This window comes from Kitasatospora sp. NPDC008115 (assembly GCF_042957205.1).
In the GTDB taxonomy this organism is placed as follows: Bacteria; Actinomycetota; Actinomycetes; order Streptomycetales; family Streptomycetaceae; genus Kitasatospora.
The window spans coordinates 39,081-62,085 of sequence record NZ_JBIBHU010000026.1 but is presented as its reverse complement, the minus strand read 5'-3'; the positions used below and the strand labels follow the sequence as shown (position 1 = coordinate 62,085).

The 23,005-nt window shown below is 76.5% G+C and carries 18 protein-coding genes; 10 read left to right on the top strand and 8 right to left on the bottom strand.

Features of this window, described 5'->3' with window-relative positions:
- The first annotated feature begins 32 nt into the window (after nucleotides 1-32).
- Entirely contained in the window at nucleotides 33-1,064 is a 1,032-nt protein-coding gene (locus tag ACFZBX_RS28455) for a methyltransferase (protein WP_391536654.1), read from the top strand.
- A gap of 78 nt (nucleotides 1,065-1,142) precedes the next feature.
- Here the strand turns inward: ACFZBX_RS28455 and ACFZBX_RS28450 are convergent, their stop codons facing one another.
- Nucleotides 1,143-1,841, bottom strand: a complete 699-nt coding sequence (locus ACFZBX_RS28450) for a class F sortase (RefSeq protein WP_391536653.1) — start codon at nucleotides 1,839-1,841, stop codon at nucleotides 1,143-1,145.
- A gap of 138 nt (nucleotides 1,842-1,979) precedes the next feature.
- Nucleotides 1,980-2,393: a hypothetical protein gene (locus tag ACFZBX_RS28445; protein WP_391536652.1), complete on the bottom strand. Its 414-nt coding sequence runs from the start codon at nucleotides 2,391-2,393 to the stop codon at nucleotides 1,980-1,982.
- A 251-nt stretch (nucleotides 2,394-2,644) separates the two neighbouring features.
- Here ACFZBX_RS28445 and ACFZBX_RS28440 point away from each other — a divergent pair, with 251 nt between their 5' ends.
- The 9 genes from ACFZBX_RS28440 to ACFZBX_RS28400 all read left to right on the top strand — a co-directional run bounded on the left by ACFZBX_RS28440 (nucleotide 2,645) and on the right by ACFZBX_RS28400 (nucleotide 18,776).
- Entirely contained in the window at nucleotides 2,645-3,106 is a 462-nt protein-coding gene (locus ACFZBX_RS28440) for a PPOX class F420-dependent oxidoreductase (RefSeq protein WP_391536651.1), read from the top strand.
- Between the two features lie 75 nt (nucleotides 3,107-3,181).
- Complete coding sequence (locus ACFZBX_RS28435; protein WP_391536650.1) at nucleotides 3,182-4,108, top strand: hypothetical protein; 927 nt, start codon at nucleotides 3,182-3,184, stop codon at nucleotides 4,106-4,108.
- 385 nt (nucleotides 4,109-4,493) lie between these two features.
- Complete coding sequence (locus ACFZBX_RS28430) at nucleotides 4,494-5,789, top strand: MFS transporter (protein WP_391536649.1); 1,296 nt, start codon at nucleotides 4,494-4,496, stop codon at nucleotides 5,787-5,789.
- A gap of 583 nt (nucleotides 5,790-6,372) precedes the next feature.
- Nucleotides 6,373-7,674, top strand: a complete 1,302-nt coding sequence (locus tag ACFZBX_RS28425) for a non-ribosomal peptide synthetase (protein ID WP_391536648.1) — start codon at nucleotides 6,373-6,375, stop codon at nucleotides 7,672-7,674.
- A 63-nt stretch (nucleotides 7,675-7,737) separates the two neighbouring features.
- Nucleotides 7,738-10,917, top strand: a complete 3,180-nt coding sequence (locus ACFZBX_RS28420) for an amino acid adenylation domain-containing protein (RefSeq protein WP_391536647.1) — start codon at nucleotides 7,738-7,740, stop codon at nucleotides 10,915-10,917.
- Entirely contained in the window at nucleotides 10,914-12,113 is a 1,200-nt protein-coding gene (locus ACFZBX_RS28415; protein ID WP_391536646.1) for an acyl-CoA dehydrogenase family protein, read from the top strand. Before ACFZBX_RS28420 ends, ACFZBX_RS28415 begins: the two co-directional genes overlap by 4 nt.
- A 42-nt stretch (nucleotides 12,114-12,155) precedes the next feature.
- Nucleotides 12,156-14,021: a non-ribosomal peptide synthetase gene (locus ACFZBX_RS28410; protein WP_391536645.1), complete on the top strand. Its 1,866-nt coding sequence runs from the start codon at nucleotides 12,156-12,158 to the stop codon at nucleotides 14,019-14,021.
- Between the two features lie 85 nt (nucleotides 14,022-14,106).
- Entirely contained in the window at nucleotides 14,107-15,948 is a 1,842-nt protein-coding gene (locus ACFZBX_RS28405) for an amino acid adenylation domain-containing protein (protein WP_391536644.1), read from the top strand.
- Nucleotides 15,945-18,776 (top strand): condensation domain-containing protein, encoded by a 2,832-nt coding sequence (locus ACFZBX_RS28400; protein WP_391536643.1) that lies wholly within the window; start codon nucleotides 15,945-15,947, stop codon nucleotides 18,774-18,776. Before ACFZBX_RS28405 ends, ACFZBX_RS28400 begins: the two co-directional genes overlap by 4 nt.
- A gap of 66 nt (nucleotides 18,777-18,842) precedes the next feature.
- Here ACFZBX_RS28400 and ACFZBX_RS28395 read toward each other — a convergent pair whose 3' ends face one another.
- The 6 genes from ACFZBX_RS28395 to ACFZBX_RS28370 form a co-directional block, all read right to left on the bottom strand.
- Entirely contained in the window at nucleotides 18,843-19,220 is a 378-nt protein-coding gene (locus ACFZBX_RS28395) for a TcmI family type II polyketide cyclase (RefSeq protein WP_391536642.1), read from the bottom strand.
- Nucleotides 19,221-19,222: 2 nt separating this feature from the next.
- Nucleotides 19,223-19,678, bottom strand: a complete 456-nt coding sequence (locus ACFZBX_RS28390; RefSeq protein ID WP_391536641.1) for an SRPBCC family protein — start codon at nucleotides 19,676-19,678, stop codon at nucleotides 19,223-19,225.
- Nucleotide 19,679: 1 nt separating this feature from the next.
- Complete coding sequence (locus tag ACFZBX_RS28385) at nucleotides 19,680-19,940, bottom strand: acyl carrier protein (protein ID WP_391536640.1); 261 nt, start codon at nucleotides 19,938-19,940, stop codon at nucleotides 19,680-19,682.
- Nucleotides 19,941-20,042: 102 nt separating this feature from the next.
- Nucleotides 20,043-21,284, bottom strand: coding sequence for a beta-ketoacyl synthase N-terminal-like domain-containing protein (locus ACFZBX_RS28380; RefSeq protein WP_391536639.1), 1,242 nt, complete (start codon nucleotides 21,282-21,284; stop codon nucleotides 20,043-20,045).
- Between the two features lie 5 nt (nucleotides 21,285-21,289).
- Nucleotides 21,290-22,549 (bottom strand): beta-ketoacyl-[acyl-carrier-protein] synthase family protein, encoded by a 1,260-nt coding sequence (locus ACFZBX_RS28375; protein WP_391536638.1) that lies wholly within the window; start codon nucleotides 22,547-22,549, stop codon nucleotides 21,290-21,292.
- Nucleotides 22,546-22,998, bottom strand: a complete 453-nt coding sequence (locus tag ACFZBX_RS28370) for a cupin domain-containing protein (RefSeq protein ID WP_391536636.1) — start codon at nucleotides 22,996-22,998, stop codon at nucleotides 22,546-22,548. Before ACFZBX_RS28370 ends, ACFZBX_RS28375 begins: the two co-directional genes overlap by 4 nt.
- Between the last annotated feature and the right edge of the window lie 7 nt (nucleotides 22,999-23,005).

The window sequence follows — 23,005 nt, the reverse complement described above, 5'->3', positions numbered from 1 at the left end:
TCCCGTTCCCGCAGAAAGCAGAGAAACGGTCCATGACCACCGCACCCGCCACCACCCCGCAGGCCGCCATGCGCCTGCGGGAGCTCGTCTTCGGCGCCGCCTGCGCCGCCGCCGTCCGCGCGGCCGCCCGGCTCGGTGCCGCCGACGCGCTCGGCGACACCCCCGCCACCGCCACCGACCTCGCCGCCGACCTCGGCACCGAGCCCCGGCAGCTGCGCCGGCTGCTGCGCGCCCTCACCTGCTACGGCATCTTCGAGGAGCTCGACGGCGACCGCTTCGCCCACACCGAGATGTCCCGGCTGCTGCGCGAGGACGCCCCGAACAGCCTGCGCTACATCTCCCTGTGGTGCACCGAGCCGTGGACGTGGGAGGCCTGGCCGAAGCTGGACGAGGCGGTGCGCTCGGGCCGCAACGTCTTCCCCGAGCTGTTCGGCAAGGAGTTCTTCGACTACCTGCACAGCGACGGGGGCGAGTCCGCCAAGGTCTTCGACAAGGCGATGACCACCTCCAGCCGGCAGTCCGCCGCCGACTTCGCCGCCTACCTCGACCTCACCGGCGTCGACTCGGTGGTGGACATCGGCGGCGGCCAGGGCCATGTGCTCGCCAGCCTGCTGGAGAAGCACCCGGCGCTGCACGGCACCCTCCTCGACCTGCCCAAGGTGGTCGCCGGCGCCGACCCCCGGCTGCGCGAGGGCGGCGCGTTCGCCGGCCGGGCCCGGCTGGTCCCCGGGGACTGCCGGGTGGACATCCCGGTGGTGGCCGACCTCTACATCATCAAGAACATCCTGGAGTGGGACGACGCGAGCACCCGCCGCACCCTGGCGAACGTGGTCGCGGCGGCCCGCCCGGGCGCCCGGGTGGTGGTGGTCGAGAACCTGGTCGACGACAGCCCCTCGATGCGGTTCACCACCGCCATGGACCTGATGCTGATGCTCAACGTCGGCGGCGCCAAGCACTCCGAGGCGAGCATGCTCCGGCTGATGACCGAGGCCGGTCTGGACGTGCGGGAGGTCCGCCCGGTCAACCCGTACCTGCACGCCTTCGAGGCCGTCGTGCGCGGCTGACCCGCCTGCCGCCCACACGCCGCGACCGCCGGTCCCCCCTCGGGAGGGGACCGGCGGTCGCGCCGTCGCCGGAGCCGCTCACGCCGGGCGCGAGGACTCCAGGTGCGCGAAGACCACCACGTTGTCGAGGTAGTCCTTGCGCTTCTTGTCGTAGGTGCCGCCGCAGGTGATCAGCCGCAGCTGGGCGTCGGGCGTCTTCCCGTAGACCCGCTGGTCGGGGAAGGCGTCCTTGGCGAAGGTCTCCACGGCGTCGACCGCGAACACGGCGACGGTGCCGTCGGCCCGCTGGACCTCCACCTTGTTGCCCGGCAGCATCAGGCTGAGCAGCAGGAACACCGCCGGCCCCTTGCTGGTGTCGACGTGCCCGGCGACCACCGAGGCGCCGCGCTCGCCGGGCGAGACGCCGTCGGCGTACCAGCCGACCAGGTTCTTGTCCTCCGGCGGCGGGGCGTTGAGCTGCCCGGAGGGGTTGAGGGTGAGTTCGGTGAAGGGGGCGTCCACGTTGATCTGCGGGATGCGCAGCCGGGTCGGCTTGGACCGCTTCAGCGGTGCCGCCGCCGGGACCGGTGCGGCGGGCGCGGGCCCGACGGCCGCACCCGCCGCACCGGCCGCACCGGCGTCGGCCGGTGCGGTGGCGGCCGGGGGAGCGGCCTGGCCCGGGACGGAGCCGTCCGCCGGGACGGTGTCCACCGAGTGGTAGATCAGCAGCAGACCGAGCGCCGCGGTGCCCATCCCCGCGCGCAGCAGCCGGGACGGGCCGGGGATCAGACCGGTCATCGTCGCTCGCACTCCTCTCCGCGGTCCGCGCCCCGGGGGCCGCGCACCGGCAAACCGAAGCGCCGCCCCGCGCGCCTCCGCCGGGACCGGCGCACCGGGCGCGGGTCCTGAAGGGGAGGCGGCGGGAACGGCGCGGGATCAGATGGCGGCGCCGGCGGTGCGGCGGCCGCGGCGCAGCGCGATCGCGCCCGCCCCGAGGCCGCCGAGCAGCAGGACCGCGCCGGAGGCGAGGCCGCCGCCGGAGAGCGCGAGCCCGCCGCCGCCGGTGTGCACGCCACCGTGCGGGGCCTTCTCCTCGCCCTTGCCCTCGTAGGCCTTGCCCTCCGAGCCCTTGCTCTCGTAGGCCTTGCCCTCGGAGCCCTTGCCCTCGGAGCCCTTCTGCTTCTCCTCCCAGGTCTTCTGGCCCTCGGGGCTGGCGGCCTTCTCCTGCTTCTCCTCCCACGTCAGGTTCTTGCCCGGGTCGGAGGCACCGTCGGCGTAGGCGAGCGGGGCACCGACGGTCAGGACCGCGGCGACGGCGGCCCCGGCGAGCAGAGTGCGTGCAGAACGCATGATGATGATCCTTCCGGCGCGGTACCCGGGATCGCCGACACGTCGTCGGCCAGGGGACTCACGGGCAGGCGCCTGATCCAACGTCAACCACGGTGGCGGCCGGTGCCACCCGGAGGCGGCAGCGGCGGCCCGGTCGGTGGGCCCTTCGGGTGGATGTTCCGGGCGTGTTCACCCGAGTGCCCTGGGCGGTCCGGGTGACGCCCGCGCGGGGGAGCGGAGTGCGGCCGGACGGGGGCGGGAAGACTCGGCGCATGGTCGAGATCTCGAAGGACGTCCGGGACCGGATCGAGGCGGGGCACATCTGGTACGTCGGCACGGTCAACGCCGACGGGTCGCCGCACGTGAGCCCGATGTGGGTGGGGACGGAGGGCGACCTGCTGCTGTTCAACACCTCCGTCGGGCGGGTCAAGGAGCGGAACCTTCGGCGGGACCCCCGGGTCTGCCTGTCGCTCGCCGACCCCGCCGACCCGTACGACCGGGTGCAGATCCGGGGGCGGGTGGTGCGCTTCGTCGAGGGCGAGGAGGCGGTGCGGAACATGGACCGGCTGGCCCGTACCTACCTCGGGGTGGAGGCGTACGAGTGGGGCATCCCGGGGGAGCGGCGGGTGGTCGTGCTGATCGAGCCGACCAGGATCAGCCGGGTCACCGGCGTCGAGCCGCTCCCGCCGGGCGCGCCGGGGGCGTCGGGGACCGTCCCGCCGGCCGGGGCCTGAGAGTCCGCCCCCGGGGAGCCGGCCGTCCGGGGGCGCGTCTATCTTGATGGGCCACGGACACGAGAGGGGCGGGACATGGGCGGGGCCGGTCGGAAGGTGGCCGCTGCGGCGGCGACGGGGGTGCTGCTGGCGGCGGTGGCGGCCTGCGGTTCGGGAGGCTCGGCGCGCTCCGGGGAGGCGGCGACGGCCGCCCCGGCGGCGTCGATGGGTTCGGCGGGGTCGGCGAGCCCCGGGGCGACGGCGGACCCGGCCACCGGGGGCGTCACCGGCACCCCGGCGGCGCCGGGCGATGCCCCGGCGGCCGGCGGGTCTGCTCCAGGGGCGTCTGCCTCGGGCACGGCCGCTCCGAGTGCGCCGGCCCCGGGCGGCGCGCCCGCAGGCGGGACCGGCGGTGGCCCGGCCGGCGGCCCGGCGGGTGGTCCGGCCGACGGCTCGACGGCCGGCGGCGGTGCGGCGTCCGGCGGGCAGCCGGCCGCCGGACCCGACTCCGACACCCCGCTGCTCGACTCCGCCCTCCTCGCGCAACTCCTGCCCGACCAGAAGGCGATGACCGGCTGGGAGGAGGAGAAGCGGCGCGTCGACACCGCCGACCACGCCACCACCTGCACCGCCGCCGCGCCGTGCACCGGCAAGCCGCTGAGCGGGCAGGCCAGGTTCAGCGCCGGCGAGGTGACCGTGCGGTTCGGCGTCGAGACCCTGCCCGGCCGCGCCCAGGCCCAGGGCCGCCTCAAGGAGGCGTACGCGGCCTACGGCGACACCACCGAGTACGGGCCGGCGGACATCGGCCCGCTGGGGACGGAGAGCCGCGCGTTCCTGGGCCAGTTGGCGGGCCGGGACGGCGTGGCGGTCGTGCTGCGCTCCGGCACGGTGGTCGCGACCGTCACCACCGAGGGCGGTCCGGTGGACCAGGCGGGCGCCCGCAGGCTCGCCGCGATGCTGGTCCAGCGCATCGAGCAGGCCCAGGCCGGCCGCACCCCGGACGCCGGTCTCGCCCCCTCCTGACGACCCCGGCCCGACACCCCGCCACGGCCCCCCGGACCCACCCCGGTCCGGGGGGCCGTGCGCATGCGGATACCACGCCGGAAACACCTCCAGGTGACGGAGCGTCAACACCTCCTACGTTCCGGCCAAGTTGAGGGTGACCGTCCGCTGGCGTGAAAGCGGTGGTCCGAATAGCGGACGCGAAGATGGACATCGTGGAGCCCGGGACCGGTTCGCGCGTCACCGCTGGTCGCGCCCGGAAGGGTGGGCGTCCGGCCGGGTGCGGCGGTGCGGGGCGCGGGTGAGGGAAGGCTCAAGCGGCGCTCGTATCCGGTCGATTCGGCCGGGGGCCGGAATCCGGCCAGCCGGTTGCCCGGTAGCGAAGCGGTAACCGAGAGTCGAACCGATGAACGACAAGCCCTCCCCGTCCCGCACCGGCCCGCCGGCCCGCCGTGACTTCCGGCTCCTGCTCTCGGGAGCCGTCGCGGCGCAGGCGGGAAGTCAAGTCACCCTGGTCGCACTGCCGTTGGTGGCACTGGTCGAACTCGACGCCACGCCCTTCCAGATCGGCCTGCTGACCGCCGCCGAGACCGCCGCCTTCCTGCTGGTCGGCCTGCCCGCCGGCGCCTGGCTCGACCGGATGCGCAAACTGCCCGTGCTGGTCCGCTCCGACGTCCTGCGCTGCCTCGCCGTCGGGTCGATCCCGCTCGCCGCCGCGCTGGACGTGCTCAGCCTGCTCCAGCTCTACCTGGTGGCCCTGGTCACCGGCGTGGCGACGGTCTTCTTCGACGTCGCCCACCAGTCCTTCCTCCCGGTGCTGCTGCCGCGCGAGCGCCTGGTGGCGGGCAACGGCGCGATCGAGACCGTCCGCTCCTCGGCCCAGATCGCCGGCCCCGGCCTCGGTGGCGGACTGGTCCAACTCCTCGGCGCACCACTGGCGATCGTCGCGGACGCGGCCGGCTACCTGCTCTCGGCGGTGCTGCTCGGCCGGATCCGCGCCGAGGAGCGGCTGCCCGAGCCCGAGCCCGGACGCTCGCTGCGCGCGGACGTCGCCGAGGGGCTGCGGTTCGTGACGGGCCACCCGCTGCTGCGCGTGATCGCGGGCACCACCGCGCTGTCCAACCTGTTCGGCGCCGTGCTGATGGCGGTGCAGACCGTCTACTGGGTGCGGGTGCTGGGGCTCTCACCAGCCGCGATCGGGATCCTGCTCTCGACGACGGCCGTCGGCGGCCTCGTCGGCGCGCTGTGCGCCGGCCGGCTCGCCGCCCGCCTCGGGCAGGCCCGGCTGATCTGGCTCGCCCCGCTGGCCACCGCGCCGTTCGCGCTGCTGTGGCCGCTCGCGAAAGGCGCGCTCGGGGCGGTGCTGTTCGCGGTCGGCGGGGTGGTGGTGCTGTTCGGCGCGGTGGTCTACAACGTCGCCCAGGTGAGCTTCCGGCAGAGCCTCTGCCCGCCCCGGCTGCTCGGCCGGATGAACGCCACCATGCGGTTCCTGGTCTGGGGCACCCTGCCACTCGGCGCCCTCCTCGGCGGCACCGTCGCCGACGCGTCCGGCCCGCGCACCGCACTCTGGCTCTGCGCGGTGGGCTTCGTGATGATCCCGGTGCCGCTGCTCCTCTCACCCCTGCGCGCCCTACGGGACCTGCCCCCCGCCCCGCCGCAACCGGAAGCCGCCGCCGACCCCGTGGACATCGGCACACCCTGAACCGAAACCGGAGAGAACCCTCCCGTGCACTCCGACCTCACATCCGCCCGCCCCGCCGCCAGGACCGCCCTGGCGCCCGCGCTCCCGCCCACCGGCGCCCAGCGCCGCGCTCGGCACGGCATGGCCGACCTGCCCCAACTGCCCCGCGCCGCCGCCCGGGTGGCCGATCAGCACCCGGCGGCGGGTGGCGAGTTCGCCGTGCCACGCGGGACCCCGGTGCACTCGCGCTTGCACGACCCGCAGGATCTGCAGCCCGCCGTCCGGCCGGCTGATCGGCGCCGGGTGGCGGGCGCCGAGTGGCCCGTGCCGCGTGGCTGGGCGGATGTTGTGCGCTGTATTCCGCCACTTCGCGCGGCGCGGCCGAGACGCCCCGGCTGCACCGCGACGCCGACCGGCACCCCGAGCTGAGCGATGGCCCGGCATCGCCGGTGCTCTTGTGCTCGCGCGGCCCGCAGGAGCTGCCGGGCGCGGGCCGGGCCGCCCGCCCGGGTGCCGGCCCGGGTGCCGGCCCGGCGGGCGTTGCCGACGCGGGCCCCTCGGCCATCCGAACGACCTGAACCGAACCCGAAGCGGAGACCCTCCCGTGCAGTCCAGCATCACGGCCGCCTATCTCGCCCGCTACCGGTCCCTCGCCTCCGTTTCCGAGGTCGCCTCGGCAGAACTGCTCCCGCTCACCGGCGCACAGCGGCGGTTCCTGATCACCCGTCGCCGCGACCCGCGTGGCCGGGCGGACGTCGTTCCGCTGTACTTCGCCTTCCCGCGCGGCACCGTCGATCTGGCCCGGCTGCGCCGCGCCGCCGTCAGACTGGCAGACCGGCACCCCGCGCTGCGCGGCGAGTTCACCGTGCAACGCGGCACGCCGGTGCTGCGGCTCGGTGAGCCGTCCGTGGAGGTGGCCCGGGTGGGGGCCGGAGCGGAGCAGGCCCCGGCTCGGGTGGCGTTGCGCCGGGCGTTGCTGGACTGGCCGGCCGGTGGGCCGGTGCTGCGGCTGTTGCTGGCCGCCGCGCCGGACGGCGAGGAGGAACTGCTCGCCGTCGCGCTGGATCACGCGGCCTGTGACGAGCAGTCGCTCGGCCTGGTCACCGCCGGGCTGGGCGCGGCCTACGCCGCCGACGGCGACGAGGCGGCCCCCGCCGCCGTCCGGGACGAAGCCGTCGACGCCTACCGGTCCGCCGTGGAAGGCCAGTTGGCCGCCGAGGCGGACGCCGCGAGCGAGGCCGCGCGGGCCCACTGGGCCGCTCGGCTCGGCGCTCTCGGCGAGCCGTCCGGGGGAGCCGCGCCGGCCGGGGCCGTCCGGTCGACGGGCATGGTCGTCGAGCGGCTGCCCGCGGTGACCGGAGCAGCCCGCGGCGGGGTCTTCCCGGCCCTGCTGGACGCGGTGGCCGCCGCGGCGCGCCACCTCGACGGCGGCGACCGGGTGCTCGCGCTCGGCTACCCGTGGGGCGGCCGGCCGGCCGGGGCCGCCCCCGTCCTCGGCTGCTTCCTCAACACCCTCGTCCACCCGGCCCCGCCGGGCCCGCCGCGCGGCCTCGACGCGCTCGGCGCCGACTGGTGGGACGACCTCGACCACGCGGACACCCCGTTCGACGAGGTGGTGCGCGCCGCCCGCTCGGCCGGGGCGGGCTGGTCCGGCACGCTCGACGGGCTGCTCACCTTCGAGGACCTGCACCGCCGCCCGCCGCTGGTGCTCGACGGGACCGCCGGGCGGGAGGTCCACCTGGCCGGGCGCCCGCTCGCCGCGCCGCTCGCGGTGTCCGCCTCGCACGGCGAGGACCTGCTGGTCCGGCTGGCCTGGGACGGCGAGCGCCACCCACGGCCCCTGGCGGAGGCGGCCTTCGCGGAACTGCTCTCCACCCTGCGCCGCCACCTCGGCACACCGGCCTGATCCCACCGGCTCCCCGGCGCCGCCGCGTCCGAACAACCACCCGACACCACAAGGGAGTTGCCCATGTTCCCATTGTCCCCCTCGCAGCAGGTCGTCTGGCTGCACGAGCAACTGCTGCCCGGCAGCCGGGCCTACAACTTCACCGCCGCCCTCGACCTCTGGGGCCCGCTCGACACCGCCGCGCTGCGCGCCGGCTTGACCGCCGTGCTCGCCCACCACCCGGGCCTGCGGCTCGAACTGGTGGAGCAGGCCGAGGGGTTGCCGCTCCAGCGGGTCGGCGCCCGGAGCGAGCCGCGGCTGCGCACCGGCGATCTGAGCGCCGAGCCCGACCCCGAGGCGGCGTTCCGCACCCTGCTCGCCGCCGAGGCGGAGGAGCCGCTGGACACCACCGAGGCCCCGCTGCTGCGCTGGCACCTCGTCCGGCTCGGCACCGACCACCACCGGCTGATCCACGTCGAGCACCACCTCGTGCACGACGGCCACTCCTTCGCGATCCTGCTGCGCGACCTGTTCACCGTCTACCGCGCGCACGTGCTCGGCGCTGCGGCCGACGCCGTCACCCTGCCCGCCGCACCCTCCTACGAGGGGCACGTGAGCGCCGCCGGCGAGGCCGACCGCGAGCGCGGACTCGCCTACTGGACCCGCGAACTGGCCGACGCCCCGCTCGACCTCGCGCTGCCCGGCCTGGCCCGCCCCGGCGCCGTCCGCCGCCACCGCGGCGGGCAGTTGCGCCAGTCGATCGGCGCCGACCTCGCCGAGCGGCTGCGCGAGCGCGCCAAGGCCGACGGGCACACCCCCTTCTCCACCCTGCTCACGCTCTTCGCCGAACTGCTGCGCCGCCACAGCGGCCACCGCGAACTGGTGGTCGGCACCGCGGTCGGCAACCGCCCGCCCGGCTTCGAGGGCACGGTCGGCATGTTCGTCAACACCGTGCCGCTGCGCCTGCGGCTCGATCCGGCCGCACCCGGCACGGAGGCGGTGGACGAGGTCACCGACGTGCTGTTCCGCGCCCTGCCGCACCAGGACGTGCCGGTCCAGGAGCTGACCCGCGCGCTCGGCCGGCACACCGGCGGAGCCGACAACCCGCTGTTCAGCGTGATGTTCAGCGCGCACGACGCGCCGCTGCCCGACGTCCGGGCGCCCGGCCTGGAGGTGTCGCTCCACGAGGGGTTCAACACCGGTACCACCCGCTTCGACCTCGACCTCGTGCTGCTGCCCGACGACCGCCGGGTGGTCGGCGAGAAGCACGGCGCGGCCGGGATGACCCTGGTCTGGGACTACGACGCGGACCTGTTCGACGAGCCGGCCGCGACCCTGCTCTCCGAGCGGCTGCTCGACCTGCTGCGCGGCTACCTGGACGGCCCGGACGCCCCGCTCGCCGACCTCGCACCGGCCCCCGCGCCCGCCTCCGCCGAGGCGCCCGAGCCCGCCGACCTCGACCCGGCCGCCGCCCACGACCCCACCGCGCTCGCCCTGCTCGCCGGCCCCGAGCGGCTGAGCTACGGCGACCTCGACCGCCGCGTCGGCGAACTCGTCGAACGCCTGCGCGCCGCCGGCGTGGCCCCCGGCCAGCCGGTCGCCACCGTCCTGCCGCGCGGCGTGGACAGCGTCGTCGCCCTGCTCGCCTGTCTGCGCCACGGCGCGGTGTACGCCCCGCTGTCCGCCGAGGACCCGCAGGCCAGGCTCGCCCTGCTGCTGGAGCGGCTCGCGCCCGCGCTCGTCCTCGCCACCCGGCAGAGCGCGCTCGCCCTGCCCGGCGAGGTGACCGCGGCGCTGCTGGACGGCCCGCCGTTCCCCAAGGCCGAGCCCGCCGCCGTCCTGGACGGCGCCGCGTACATCGTCCACACCTCCGGCTCCACCGGCGTGCCCAAGCCGGTCCTGGTCGGCCGCGGCGCGCTCGCCCGCTGGACCACCGCGATCGCCGCCCGCTACGGGCTCGGCCCCGCCGACCGGGTGCTGCTGTTCGCCCGGCCCTCCTTCGACGTGGCGCTGGAGGAGGTGCTGCCCTCGCTGGCGGCCGGCGCCGCCCTGGTGGTGCCGCAGCGCGAGGTGCCGACCGGGCCCGAGCTGGTCGCCGTGCTGGCCGCCCGCGGCGTGACCGTCGCCAACCTGCCCACCAGCTACGCCCTCGCCGTCCGCGACGACCTGCGCGAGGCACTGGCGGACGGCCGCTGGTCCCCGCGCCTGCTGGTCCTCGGCGGCGAGCGGCTGCCCGCGCGCGCCCTGCGCGGGCTGACGGACGGCACCGGTGGTACGGACGGCACCGGTGGTACGGACGGCACCGGTGGCACCGCCGTCACCGTCCTCAACGCCTACGGCGTCACCGAGGCCACCGTCACCTCCGCCGTGCACGAGATCACCGCCGACGACCTCACCCAGGGCGCCGACGCCGCGGAGATCCCGCTCGGCACCGACCTGCCCGGCGTCCGGGTGCACGTCCTGGACGCCGGCGGACAGCCGCTGCCGCCCGGCGCCGTCGGCGAACTCGCCATCGGGGGAGCGGTCCTGGCCGACGGCTACCTCAATCTGCCGGAGGCCACCGAGGCCCGCTTCACCAGCCTCCCCGCACTCGGCGGCGAGCGCGTCTACCGCACCGGCGACCGCGGCTACCGCGACCTCGGCGGCCGGCTGCGCTTCCTCGGCCGCCAGGACAACCAGGTCAAGCTGCGCGGCTTCCGGATCGAGCTGGAGGAGATCGAGGCCGCCGCCTCCGCCGAACTCGGCGGCCGCTCCTGCGCCGTCGTCCTGCACCACGACGACACCACGGGCCCGCGCCTGCTCGGCTTCCTCGACGGCGGCCCGCAGCCCGACCAGGCCGCCCTGCACGCCGCGCTCGCCCGCCGGCTGCCCGCCGGTCTCGTCCCGGCGCACTGGACGGCCCTGGACGCCATGCCGCTGCTGTCCGGCGGCAAGCCCGACCGGACGGCCCTCGCCCGGCTGGCCACCGAGGCACCCGCGCCCACCGGACCCACCGCACCCGACGCGCCCGCCGACGGCGCGCCCGCCCGGAACCTCACCGACCCCGGCCGGCAGCTGCTCGCCGAGGCCTGGCAGGAGGTGCTCGGCCACGACCGGTTCACCGCCGACTCGCACTTCTTCGAGGTCGGCGGCCACTCGCTGCTCGCCGCCCGCCTCGCCGCCTGGCTGGAGCCGCGCCTCGGCAGCCGGCCCCCGCTGCGCACCCTCTTCCAGCACCCCGTCCTGGCCGACCAGGCCCGCGCCCTGACCGGAGGCCGGCAGTGACGAAGACCCCCGCCCCCGGCCTCTCCGCCCCGTCCGCCGTCCTCGAAGCCGGGCACCGCGAACTCACCGACGCCTTCGAGAGCTTCATCCGCCGCGAACTCGACCCGCTGGCAGCTGAGTTGGCCGAGTCCGCCGAACAGCCTCCGGCCGACCTGCGGGCCTATGTGCGCAAGCGCTCCGCCGCCCTCGGCTTCTACGCCGGCGACTACCCCGAGGAACTCGGCGGCGCCGGCATGCCGTTCACCGCCGTCGTGCAGCTCCACCACGCCGCCGGACGCAGCGGCTGCCCGCTCGCCCCGTACGCGCTGGCCGGCTCCGACGGGCCCAGCCCGCTGCTGCGCCACGGCACCCCCGAGCAGATCGAGCGCCACCTCGTCCCGCTGGTCCGCGGCGAGCGCACCCGCTGCCTCGCCCTCACCGAACCGCAGGCCGGCTCCGACGCCTTCCGGCTCACCACCACCGCCGTCCGCGACGGCGACGGCTGGCTGCTGAACGGCCGCAAGACCTTCGTCAGCAACGCCGACCGGGCCGACCTCGCCCTCGTCGTCGCCGCCACCGACCTGGGCGACGGCGCCGGACCGACCGCCGGAGCCACCGCCTTCGTGCTGCCCATGAACCACCCCGGCCTGCGCATCGGCCAGCGCTACGAGGGCATGTCCGGCGAGCCGCTGTTCGAGCTGACCCTCGACCGGTTGCACGCCCCGGCCGCCTCCGTCATCGGCGGCGAGGCGGGCGTCGGCGCCGCCACCGGCCTCGCCATGGACAGCCTCTCCCGGGGGCGCCTGGTGGTCGCCGCCATGTGCAACGGCATCGCCGAGTACGCGCTGCGGCTCGGCGTCGAGTACGCCCGCGAACGGCGCGCCTTCGGACAGCCGATCGGCGACTACCAGCACGTCCAGGAGCACCTGGTGCGCACCCGCGCCGAGGTCGAGGCCGCCAAACTGCTCACCCTCGCCTGCGCCCGGCTGGTCGACGACGGCACCGAGGCCCCCGAGAACGCCGCGCTCGCCAAGCTGACCTCCTCGGAGACCGCCGTCCGGGCCGTCGACCGCTCGCTCCAGGTGCACGGCGCCACCGGCTGGGTGCGTGGCCATCCGCTGGAGTACCTCTACCGCTACGTCCGGATGACGACCATCATCGAAGGGACCTCCGAGGTCCAGAAGGTGATCGTGGCCCGGGCCATGGGCCTGGGCTGACCCCGTACCGACGACCATCGACCGACGTCCGGAGGACTGACCATGACCACCACCCCGGCCCGCCCCGTGCCCGGACTCCTGCCCGGCCTCTCCGTCGCCCACGGCCGTCCGCACCGCGACGGCGCCGTCCTCGACCTGTTCACCAGCTGGGCCCGCCGCGCCCCGCACGCCCCCGCCCTGGTCGACGGCGAGCTGGCCCTGAACTACGCCGAACTCGACCGCGTCGCCGACCAGGTGGCCGGACAGCTGGCCGAACACGTGCGGCCCGGCGACCTGGTCGGCCTCTGCCTCGACCACTCCGCCGCCCTGGTCGCGGCCACCCTGGCCGTTGCCAGGATCGGCGCCGTCCACCTGCCGCTTGGACCGCGCCCCGGCGAGCGCCGGCTGCGGGCCGTCGCCGAACAGCTGCGCCCCGCCTGCCTGATCGGCGACCCGGCGCTGCTGCCGCCCGTCCACTGGGACGGCCGGCACCGCCGGCTCGCCGCCCCCGGCGCGCACGGGATCGTGGCCGCCTTCGCCGATCCGGCGGCCACCCGGGGGGCCGCCGTCAAGGCCCCCAAGGGCGCCCAGTACACCGTGCTCACCTCCGGCTCCACCGGCCTGCCCAAGGCCGTCGCGGTCGGCCAGACCGCGCTGGGCGCCCTGCTCACCTGGTACCGCGAGCTGACCGGCCTCGGCCCCGGCGACCGGCACAGCCTGCTGATCGGCGTCGCCTTCGACCCGCATCTGATGGAGCTCTGGGCCGCCCTCAGCTCCGGCGCGGCGCTCGTCGTCGCCCCCGACGCCGTCCGCTGGGACCCGGTCGCGCTCACCGACTGGTGGCGCACCGCCGGCATCACCGTCGGCGTGCTGCCCACCCCGCTCGCCGAACCCGTCCTGGACCGCCCCTGGCCCGGCGGCCTGCCGCTGCGCCACCTCACGATCGGCGGCGACCGGCTGCGCCGCACCCCCGCACCGGACGTCACCGCGACCGTCCACAACGCCTACGGCCCGGCCGAGGCCACCGTGGTGACGACCGTGCACAGCATGGCCCCGGGCGCCGGGCACGCCACCGGCGCGCCGCCGATCGGCCGCCCGATCCCCGGCGCGATCGTCCTGGTGACCGACGAGAACGGCCGCCCGCTGCCGCGCGGCGAGGCCGGCGAGCTGCGGATCGGCGGCCAGGGCCTGGCCATCGGCTACCTCGACGCCGGGCTGACCGCCGAGCGCTTCGTCTCCGCGCCCGACGAGGTCGACGGCACCGACCGGGTCTACCGCACCGGCGACCGGGTCCTGATGCGCGCGGACGGCGTGCTGGAGTTCCTCGGCCGGCTGGACGACCAGGTGAAGGTCAGCGGGGTGCGGATCGAGCCCGCCGAGGTCGAGGCCGCCCTCGAACGCGACCCCCGGGTGCGGCGCGCCGCCGTGGTCGCCCGCCCGGCCCCGGCCGGCGGCGGCGCCCAGTTGCTCGCCTTCGTCCAGCCCGCCGCCGGGAGCGGGCCGGTGGACGGCGCGCCGCTGCTGGACGCCGTGCGGCCCTGGCTGCCCGAGCAGGCGGTGCCGAGCGTGCTGCGGCTGGTCGACGCCTTCCCGCTGGACGCCAACGGCAAGATCGACCGCGCCGCGCTGCTCAAGGCCGAGGAGGCCGCCGCCCAGCAGGACGGCCAGGGCGGCCAGGGCGGGGAGGATGAGGCCACACCCACCGAGCGGACCGTGCTGCGGCTCTGCCGCGAACTGCTCGGCCGCACCGGCCTCACCCTCGCCGACAACCTCCTGGACGCGGGCGGCACCTCCATCACCGCGGCCCGGCTGCTCGCCGCCCTGGAGGAGGAGTGCGGCGTACGGCTGCGCGCCCCGCTGCTGCTGCGCCAGCCCGACCTGCGGGCCGTGGCGCGCCTGATCGACGAGCGGCGCCCGGCCGTCGGCTGACCCGGCCCCCGCCTGCGCCACTCCTCCCGACCCTCGCCGCAGGGCGCTCCGGCATGCCGCCGGGGCGCCCGGAACGGACCCGCCCATGACCGGCCCCGCCACCACCGTCCCGGCACTCGTCGCCCGGCAGGCCGCCGAGCACCCCGACGCGCTCGCCGCGACCGACGGCTGCATCACCCTCACCTACCGCGAACTCACCACCGCCGCGGCCAGGTTGGCCACCGAGCTGACCGCCCGCGGGGTCCGCCCCGGCAGCGCCGTCGGCCTGCTCTGCGCCCGCGCCGCCCGCCTCCCCGTCGCCCAGCTCGCCGTCTGGTGGGCCGGCGGCCACGTCGTCCCGCTCGACCCCGCCTACCCGCGACCCCGGCTGCACGCCATGCTCGACGACGCCGGCGTCCGCCTCACCCTCGGCGACAAGGCGCTGCTGTCCGAGGCGGGCCTGCCCGAGGAGCAGGTCCTCGTCCTCACCGAACTCGGCCCCGCCACGATCGCCGCCGGCGAACCCGGGACGACCCCGACACCCGGGCCCCCGGCCCCGGACGCGACCGCCCTCGTCTACTACACCTCCGGCTCCACCGGCCGCCCCAAGGGCGTCCTCGTCCCGCACGGCGCCGTCGCCGACCTGGTCACCGCCGCCGACGGCCCCGCCCTGCGCCCCGGCGACCGGGTGCTGCACCACTCGCCGGTCGCCTTCGACGCCGCGACCTTCGAACTGTGGGGCCCGCTGGCGCGCGGCGCCGCCGTCGCGCTGGCCCCGGCCGAACGCCCCAGCGCCGAGGAACTCGCCCGCGACATCGAGCGGTTCGGCGTCACCACCGCCTTCCTCACCACCGCGCTGTTCCACCAGCTGGCCGCCCGCCGCTCGCGGGTCTTCGGCGTGCTGCGCACCGTGCTGGCCGGCGGCGAGGCGCTCTCCGCGGAGCACGCCGCCGCCGTGCTCCGGGCCTTCCCGTGGCTCGACCTGTTCAACGTCTACGGGCCCACCGAGGCCACCACGTTCACCACCCTGCACCGCATCCGGCCCGCCGACTGCACCGGACCGGTGCCGATCGGCCGCCCCTTCGGCGGCGCCCGCGTCCTCGTCCTGGACGCGGACCGCCGGCCCGTCCCCGACGGCCGCCGCGGCGAACTGTGGATCGCCGGCGCCCGGGTGGCGCTCGGCTACCTCGGCCGCCCCGAGCTGACCGCCGGGCACTTCGCCGACCTCCCCGGCACCGGCCGCGCCTACCGCACCGGCGACCGGGTGCTGCGACGCCCGGACGGGGTGCTGGAGTACCACGGCCGGCTGGACGACCAGGTGAAGGTGCGCGGCTTCCGGATCGAGCCCGGCGAGGTCGAGCACGCCCTGCGGAGCCTGCCCGAGGTGGCGCAGACGGCGGTCGTGGTCCGCCGGGCGGGCCGCGAGGACGCCGCGCTCACCGCGTACGTGGTCCCCGCCGAGGGTGTCCGCCCGGTGCCCGAGGCGCTCCGCCGCCGGCTCGCCGAACGGCTCCCGGCCCACCTGGTGCCCACCGCCTGGACGCTGCTTGACGCCCTGCCGCTCACCACCAGCGGCAAGGTCGACCGGCGCGCGCTGGCCGCCGACGAAGCCGCTGCGGCCGCCGCCCCCGGGACCCCGCCCGCGCCCGCCGCGCTGACGCCGATCCAGCAGGTGGTCGCCGCCGCCTGGTCGCGCGCCCTGGAGCACGAGGTGACCGCCCCGGAGGCCGACTTCTTCGCCGAGGGCGGGCACTCGCTGCTCGCCATGTGGGTGGTCGACGACCTGCGCGAGGACCTCGGCGTCGAGCTTCCGCTCGGTGACTTCCTCGGCCACCCGACCGTGGCCGGCCAGGCCGATCTCGTCGAACGCGCCCTACGAGCGGCCGACGCCGCCGAAACCGGAGCCGGAGCCGGAGCCGGAGCCGGAGCCGAGGAGCCCACCCGATGACCGCCCCCGCCGAACACCCGACCCAGGCCGACCTGCTCCGCCGCGCCCGCCGCCGCACCTCCGCCGCTGCCACGGCCGCCACCCCCGCCCCCACCGCCTCCGGCCCGGCCCCGCTTTCCCACGCCCAGCACCGGATGTGGCTGATGGACCGCCTCGGCCAGGGCGGCCCCCGCTACCACGTCCCGCTCGCCACCCGGCTGCGCGGCCCGCTGGACACCGACGCCCTCGCCACCGCCCTGACCGCCCTCACCACCCGCCACCACATCCTGCGCACCCGCTACGGCCGGCGCGAGGACCACCCCCACCAGGAGACCGCCCCCGCCACCCCCGTCCCGCTGCCCGTCCGCGACGCCACGCCCGAGGCCGCCACCGCCCTGCTGCACACCGAGGCCGCCCGCCCCTTCGACCTCGCCACCGGCCCCGCCCTGCGCGCCCTGCTCCTGCGGCACGCCCCCGACGACCACACCCTGCTGCTCACCCTCCACCACATCGCCGTGGACGGCGGCTCGCTGCCCGTCCTCGCCGCCGAACTCGCCGCGCTCTACGCGGCCGCCGCCGAAGGCCGCCCCTCCGGCCTGCCCGACCCGGAACTCCAGTACGCCGACCACGCCCGCCAGGAGCGCGCCCGCGACGACCGGCTCGCCGCCGTGGCCGCCGAACGCGCCGCCCGCCTCGCCGGCGCCCGCCCGCTGCCCCTGCTGCGCGCCGTCCCGCCCGGCACCCCCGAGCGCCGCGCCGTCCTGCACACCGCCCCGCTCACCACCGGGACCCTCGACGGCCTGCGCCGACTCGGCGCCCGGCACGGCGCCACCCTGTTCACCGTCGTCCTGGCCGCCGCCTTCGCCGCCCTGCGCACCGCCGGCGGCGCGTCCGACCTGGTCCTCGGCTGCGCCGGCGGCCACCGCGCCCGGCCCGAACTGCGCCGGCTGATCGGCCTCCAGGTCAACACCCTGCCCGTCCGCGCCACCCTGCCGGGCCCAGGCGGCGACCCGGCCTTCACCGAGGTCCTCGCCACCGTCCGCACCGCCCTGCTCGACGCCCAGGAGCACCACGACGTGCCCTTCGACCTGGTCGTCGAGCGCCTCGGCCCCGCCGCCCGGGGCGCGGACGGCACCCCGCTGCTCGCCGCGAGCTGCGACCTGGTCCGCCCGCCCGAGCCGCTGACCCTGCCCGGCCTCACGGCGCGGGCCGTCGACGTCGACCTCGGGCTCGCCAAGTTCGGTCTCACCCTGCTGGTCGAGGACGGCCCCCGGCCGCGCTGCCTGCTGCAACACGATCCGGCGGCCCTGGACGAGCCCACCGCCCGCCGGCTGCACACCGCCTTCACCGACCTGCTCACCGCCGTCGCCGCCGACGCGGACCGCCCGCTCTCCGCGCTCCCCGGCGAGCGCCTCACCCCGGCCGGCGCCGACCACCCCGCCGTCACCGCCCTGCTCACCGACCCCCGGGTCACCGACGCCGCCCTCCACCTCGCCGAGCACGGCCAGGCGCTCGCCTACGCGACCGTCCGCGGCCCGGTCGCGCCCAGCGGCGCCGAACTGCGCGCCGCCCTGCGCCGCCGGCTCGCGGCGCCCGAGCACCTCCCGCTCGCCGTCACCCTGCTGGACCGCATCCCGCGCCGCCCCGACGGCACCCTCGACCCCGCCCGCCTCCCCGGCGGCCCGTCCGACCGGACCCACCTCCCCGAGGTGCTGGACGCGTTCGCGGCCCTGCTCGGCGCCCGCCCGTCGGCGGACGGCGACTTCTTCCGGCTCGGCGGCCACTCCCTGGTGGCGGTGCGGCTGGCCGAGCGACTGCGCACCGGCCTCGGCCTGCCGCTGACCGGCCTGGACGTCCTCGAACAGCGCACCCCGCGCGCCCTGGCCGCCCTGCTCGCCGGCCGCGCCGCCCACCGCCGCGGCACCCCCGGCCGCGCCGGCATCCGCCCCGCCCGCGCCGGGACGGTGCTGCTCACCGGCGCCACCGGCGGCGTCGGCGCGGCGATCCTCCAGGAACTCCTCGCCCAGGGCCGCCCCGTGCGGGCCCTGGCCCGCCCCGAGTCGGCCCACCTGGTGTCCGGCGCCGGCGTCGAGGTGGCCGAGGGCGACCTCGCCGACCCGGACAGCCTGCGCCGGGCCGTCGAGGGCGCGGACACCGTCGTCCACGCCGCCTGCACCTTCACCGAGCACGCCGTCGACCTCGCCGCGATGCGCGCCCTGGTCGAGGGCTGGCGCGGCACCGGCGGGTTCGTCCTCGTCAGCAGCGTCGACGCCTACGGCCGCCCCGCCCCGGGCGAGGTCCCCGAGGGAGCCCCCTCGGCCGGGCCGCTCAGCCCGTACGGACGGGCCAAGCTCGACTGCGAGCGCATCCTCCTGGACGCCGCCGCGCGGGCCCGCGGCCCGGTCTCGGTGGTCCGCTCGCCGATCGTCTGGGGACCGCACCGGCGGCTGCGCGACCAGCTCCGCTGGGGCGCCACGGGCGCGCTCTACCAGGCCGCGCTGGCCGGCCGCCCGATCCTCCTGCCACCCCGCGACTCCGGCTGGTCGGGCGTCGGTTGGGTGCACTCCGCGGCGCTCGCCCGGGCCGTCGCCGAGAGCGCCGCCCGCGCCCCCGGCCGGGTCGTCAACGCCGTCACCGGCCATGTCTCCTGGGCCGACCTCGCCACCGAACTGGTCCGGCTGCTCGGCTCGTCGAGCCCGGTCGGGTACGGCCCGGACGCCGACCCCGAACTGCTGCGCCCCTGGCACTACCGGGCCGACGCGCTGGCCGGGGCGCTGCGCCCGGAGCCCGGCGAGGACTGGCGCGCCGTGCTCGCCACGATGACGGCCGCGACCGCCCCCGGGGGGTGAGCGCGAGCGGACACCCCGGGACCGGAGGGCCCTCGGGGTGTCCGCCCGGCCACCGCCTCCGCGCGCTCAGCGGTGGCGGTCCCAGCGGTAGAACTCGCGCGCCATCGCGTCCTTCGGCCCCCGCCAGGTGGCCGGGTCGTAGGCCTGGACGTACGCGGTGAGCGCGTCGCTGATCGCCCGGAACTCGGGGTGGCCGACCACCTGGGCGACGGCCGGGCCCGGCGGGCGGTCGGACTCGATCAGGTGCAGGTAGACGTCGCCGAACTGGAACAGGCTCCGCCCCGTCACCCCGATCAGGTGGGGGAGTTCGCCCCTGTTGTCGGAGTCGGCGAACACCTCGGCGATGCCGGCGGCCGCCTCGGGCTTCATCCGGGCGACGATCAGGGCGCGGTGGGTCTGCGCCGTCCCGGGCACGCTCCCGGGGTTGGTCACGGGGGATGCCATGGTCAGAGCTCCGCCGCCTTCTTCTCGACCTTCTCGCGGATCAGCTGCATCTGGATCCGGGAGTTGCGGTTGATGTGGTTGACCATGCCCTCGTCGTCGACGGGTGCGGTGGGCTTCATGGCGAAGTCCTGCACCCAGCGCATCCGGGTGCCGGCCGGCACCTCGGCGTACTCCCAGCGGATGTCCATGAACTCGAACGGGCCGGGCTCGACGCGCCGGGCCTGGACGGCGAGTTCGGAGCGGTCGGTGGTGCGCTCGGAGACCCAGCTCCACACCTTTCCGTCGTCGTCCGGGTGCATGGTGAGCCGGAACCGCACCCGGTCGCCCTCGCGCTCGAGCACCTCGACGGAGGCGTACTCGCTGAACAGCTGCGGCCAGTTCTCCAGGTCGTTGGTGATCTCCCAGACCAGGTCGAGCGGGGCCGCGATGACGATCTCGTTGTCCGTGTGTCCGGGCATCTCAGGCACCGGCCTTCGCGGTGACGGCGGAGTTGACCAGCTCCAGGAACTCGGCCGGCGTCTTGGCCGACTCCGCGCCGTTGGTGACCTTCACGCCGTGCCGGTTCTCCAGCTCGCCGACCACGCCGAGCAGGCCGAGGGAGTCCACGCCGAACTCGTCGAAGGCGGCGCCGGGGCGCTCCAGGTCGTCCGGGGCGATCACGACGCCGGCCCGGGCCTGGATGAGCGCCGCGAGTTCGGGATAGCTGAGGGTGTTGCTCACGGGGGTGTCCCTTCGTTGCGAGCGAGTGGTGAGCGGGTGGAGCGGGGGTGGAACAGGGGTGGAACGGGCTGAGCAGGTGGTCAGGACGGATTCAGGACGGATTCAGGACGGCTCGCCGCGCCGGAGCACCAGCGCCGAGTTGGAGCCCATCAGCCCGCGACTGAGCACCAGCGCGGTGCGCAGTTCGGCCGGACGGGCACGGCCGGTCACCAGGGCGAGGTCGTGCCCGACCTCGGTGACGTTGGGGGTGGGCGGCAGCACGCCGTCCTCCATGGCGAGCACGGCCGCGGCGGTGTCCAGCGCGGGGGCGCCGCAGTAGGCCCGCCCGGTCCCGGACTTGGGGGCGGTGACCGGGACCCGCTCGGCGTAGGGACCGAGCGCGTCGGCCAGCGCCAGCGCCTCGGCCCGGTCGGCGGCCGGGACGCCGAGGGCGTCGGCGAAGACCACGTCGATCTCCTCGGCGGAGATCCTGGCCCGCTCCAGGGCGATCCGGATCGCCGCGGCCAGGCCCTCCCGGGACTCCGTCCAGCGGGAGGCGCCGGTGAAGGTCGCGGCGTGGCCGGCGATGTACGCCCGGACGGCGGCCCCGCGCCGGCGGGCGGTCCGCTCGTCCTCCAGCAGCAGCATCGCGCCGCCCTCGGCGGGCGCGAAGCCGGCCGCGTCGGGGGAGAACGGCAGGTAGGCCCGGTCGGGGCGTTCGTCGAGGCTCAGCTCGCGGTAGCCGAGCTGGCAGACCATCGAGTAGGGCGCGAGCGGGGCCTCGGCGGCGCCGACCACCACCGCGTCGGTGCCCTCCTGGACGGCCCGCGCGGCGTGCGCGATCGCGTCCAGTCCGCCGGCCTCGTCGCTGGCCACCACCGCGCACGGGCCCTTGTAGCCGCCGCGGATGGAGATCTGGCCGGTGCTGGCGGCGTAGAACCAGGCGATCGACTGGTAGGGGCCGACGAACTGCGGTCCCTTGCCCCACAGTTGCTGGAGCTCGCCCTGGCCGAACTCGCCGCCGCCGGAGCCGGCCGCGGTCACCACGCCCACCGCGTAAGGCTGTTCGGGGTCGGCGGTGAAGCCGGCGTCCGCCACCGCCAGATCGGCGGCGGCCATCGCGTAGTGCGTGAACCGGTCGGTCTGCACCAGGTAGCGGCTGTCGATGGCGGTCCGTGGGTCGAAGTCCCGTACCTGGCCGGCGACGCGCAGGGGAAGGTCCGCGCAGCCCTCGCGGGATATCCGGTCGAGGACGCTCACGCCCTGCCGGGTGGCCTTCCAGAAGGCGTCGGCCCCGACGCCGTTCGGTGCCACCACGCCGAGGCCGGTGATCACCGCCCGGCGGTTCTGCTGACGTGACGTCATGGGTATCACCCCGTTCTCGTGAGCACGACGGCGGACTGGAATCCGCCGAATCCGCTGCCGACCGACAGGATGGTGCGCAGCGGCAGCTCCCGCGCGGTGCGCGGCACGTAGTCGAGGTCGCACTCCGGGTCGGGCGTCTCGTAGTTGGCGGTCGGCGGCACCACGCCGCGGTCCAGCGCGAGGGTGCAGGCGACCACCTCGATCGCGCCGATCGCGCCGAGCGAGTGCCCGACCATCGACTTGATGGAGCTCATCGGCGTCCGGTACGCGTGCTCGCCGAGCGAGCGCTTGACGGCCGCCGTCTCGTGCCGGTCGTTCTGCTTGGTGCCCGAGCCGTGCGCGTTGACGTAGTCGACGCCGGTGCGGTCGACCCGGGCGTGGTCGAGCGCGTGGTCGATCGCCCGGGACATCTCCAGCCCCTCCTGGGTGAGGCCGGTCATGTGGTAGGCGTTGCCGAAGGTCGAGAACCCGCCGATCTCGCCGTAGATCCGCGCGCCGCGCCGGCGGGCGTGCTCCAGCTCCTCCAGCACCAGGACGGCGCCGCCCTCGCCGAGCACGAAGCCGTCGCGGTGGGCGTCGAACGGCCGGGAGGCGTGCGCCGGGTCGTCGTTGCGTTCGCTGGTGGCCTTGATGGCGTCGAAGCAGGCGACGGTGATCGGCGAGATCGGCGAGTCGGAGGCGCCGGCGACGCAGATGTCGGCGCGCCCGTCCTCGACCGCCTGGAAGCCGTAGCCGATGGCGTCCAGGCCGGAGGTGCAGCCGGTGGAGACGGTCTGCACCGGGCCGTGCGCGCCGGTCCGTTCGGCGACCGCCGAGGCGAGCGTGCTGGGCGCGAACGCCCGGTGCAGCTGCGGCTCGGCGAGCCGGTGGTCGACGTCCCAGCGGGCGCCGCCGGCGCTGACCAGGGCGTAGTCGTGCTCCAGGCGGGTGGTGCCGCCGACGGCGGTGCCGAGTGAGACGGCGATCCGCCACGGGTCCTCGGCGGCCAGGTCGAGTCCGGCGTCGGCGATCGCCTCGTCGGCCGCGACCATCGCGAACTGCACGTAGCGGTCGGCCCGTTGGACGTCGTCCGGGCCGAGCCCGTGGGCCGCCGGGTCGAAGTCGCACTCGGCGGCGATCCGGGACCGGAACCCGGCGGGGTCGAAGAGCGTGATGCCCCGGGTCGCCGTCCGCCCGGCGGTGAGGAGGTCCCAGAACGCCGGGACCCCGACCCCACCGGGCGCGACCACGCCGATCCCGGTGACGGCGACCCGACGGCGGCTCACGAGCCCACCTTGGCGTGTTCCGGCGGGCCGGAGTTGACCGCCCCCGCCTTCCCCGACGGCGCGGCGGTCTCCTCGGTGTCGACGTGGCCGAGTTCGGGGCGCGGCGCCAGCGGGCCGAGGTGGAAGACCATCTTGGCCACCGAGTCGCCGACGTTGCGGAACCGGTGGCGCATGTTGATCGGGATCATCAGGCCCTGCTCGGGCCTGAGCACCCGGGTCTCGCCGTCCAGGTCCACCTCCAGGTCGCCGGTGACGACGAACACGAACTCCTCGGAGTACGGGTGGTAGTGCTCGCCGATCCGCTCGCCGGGCTGCACGATGGCCAGGCCCATGAACCCGCTGGTGGCGCCGCAGGTGGTCGGGGTGAGCATGGCGCGCAGGTCGCCGCCGCGCCGGCGGTTCTCCGGCGCCTCGGAGACGTGCACGATCCGTGGGTACTGCGTGGACATGGTTTCT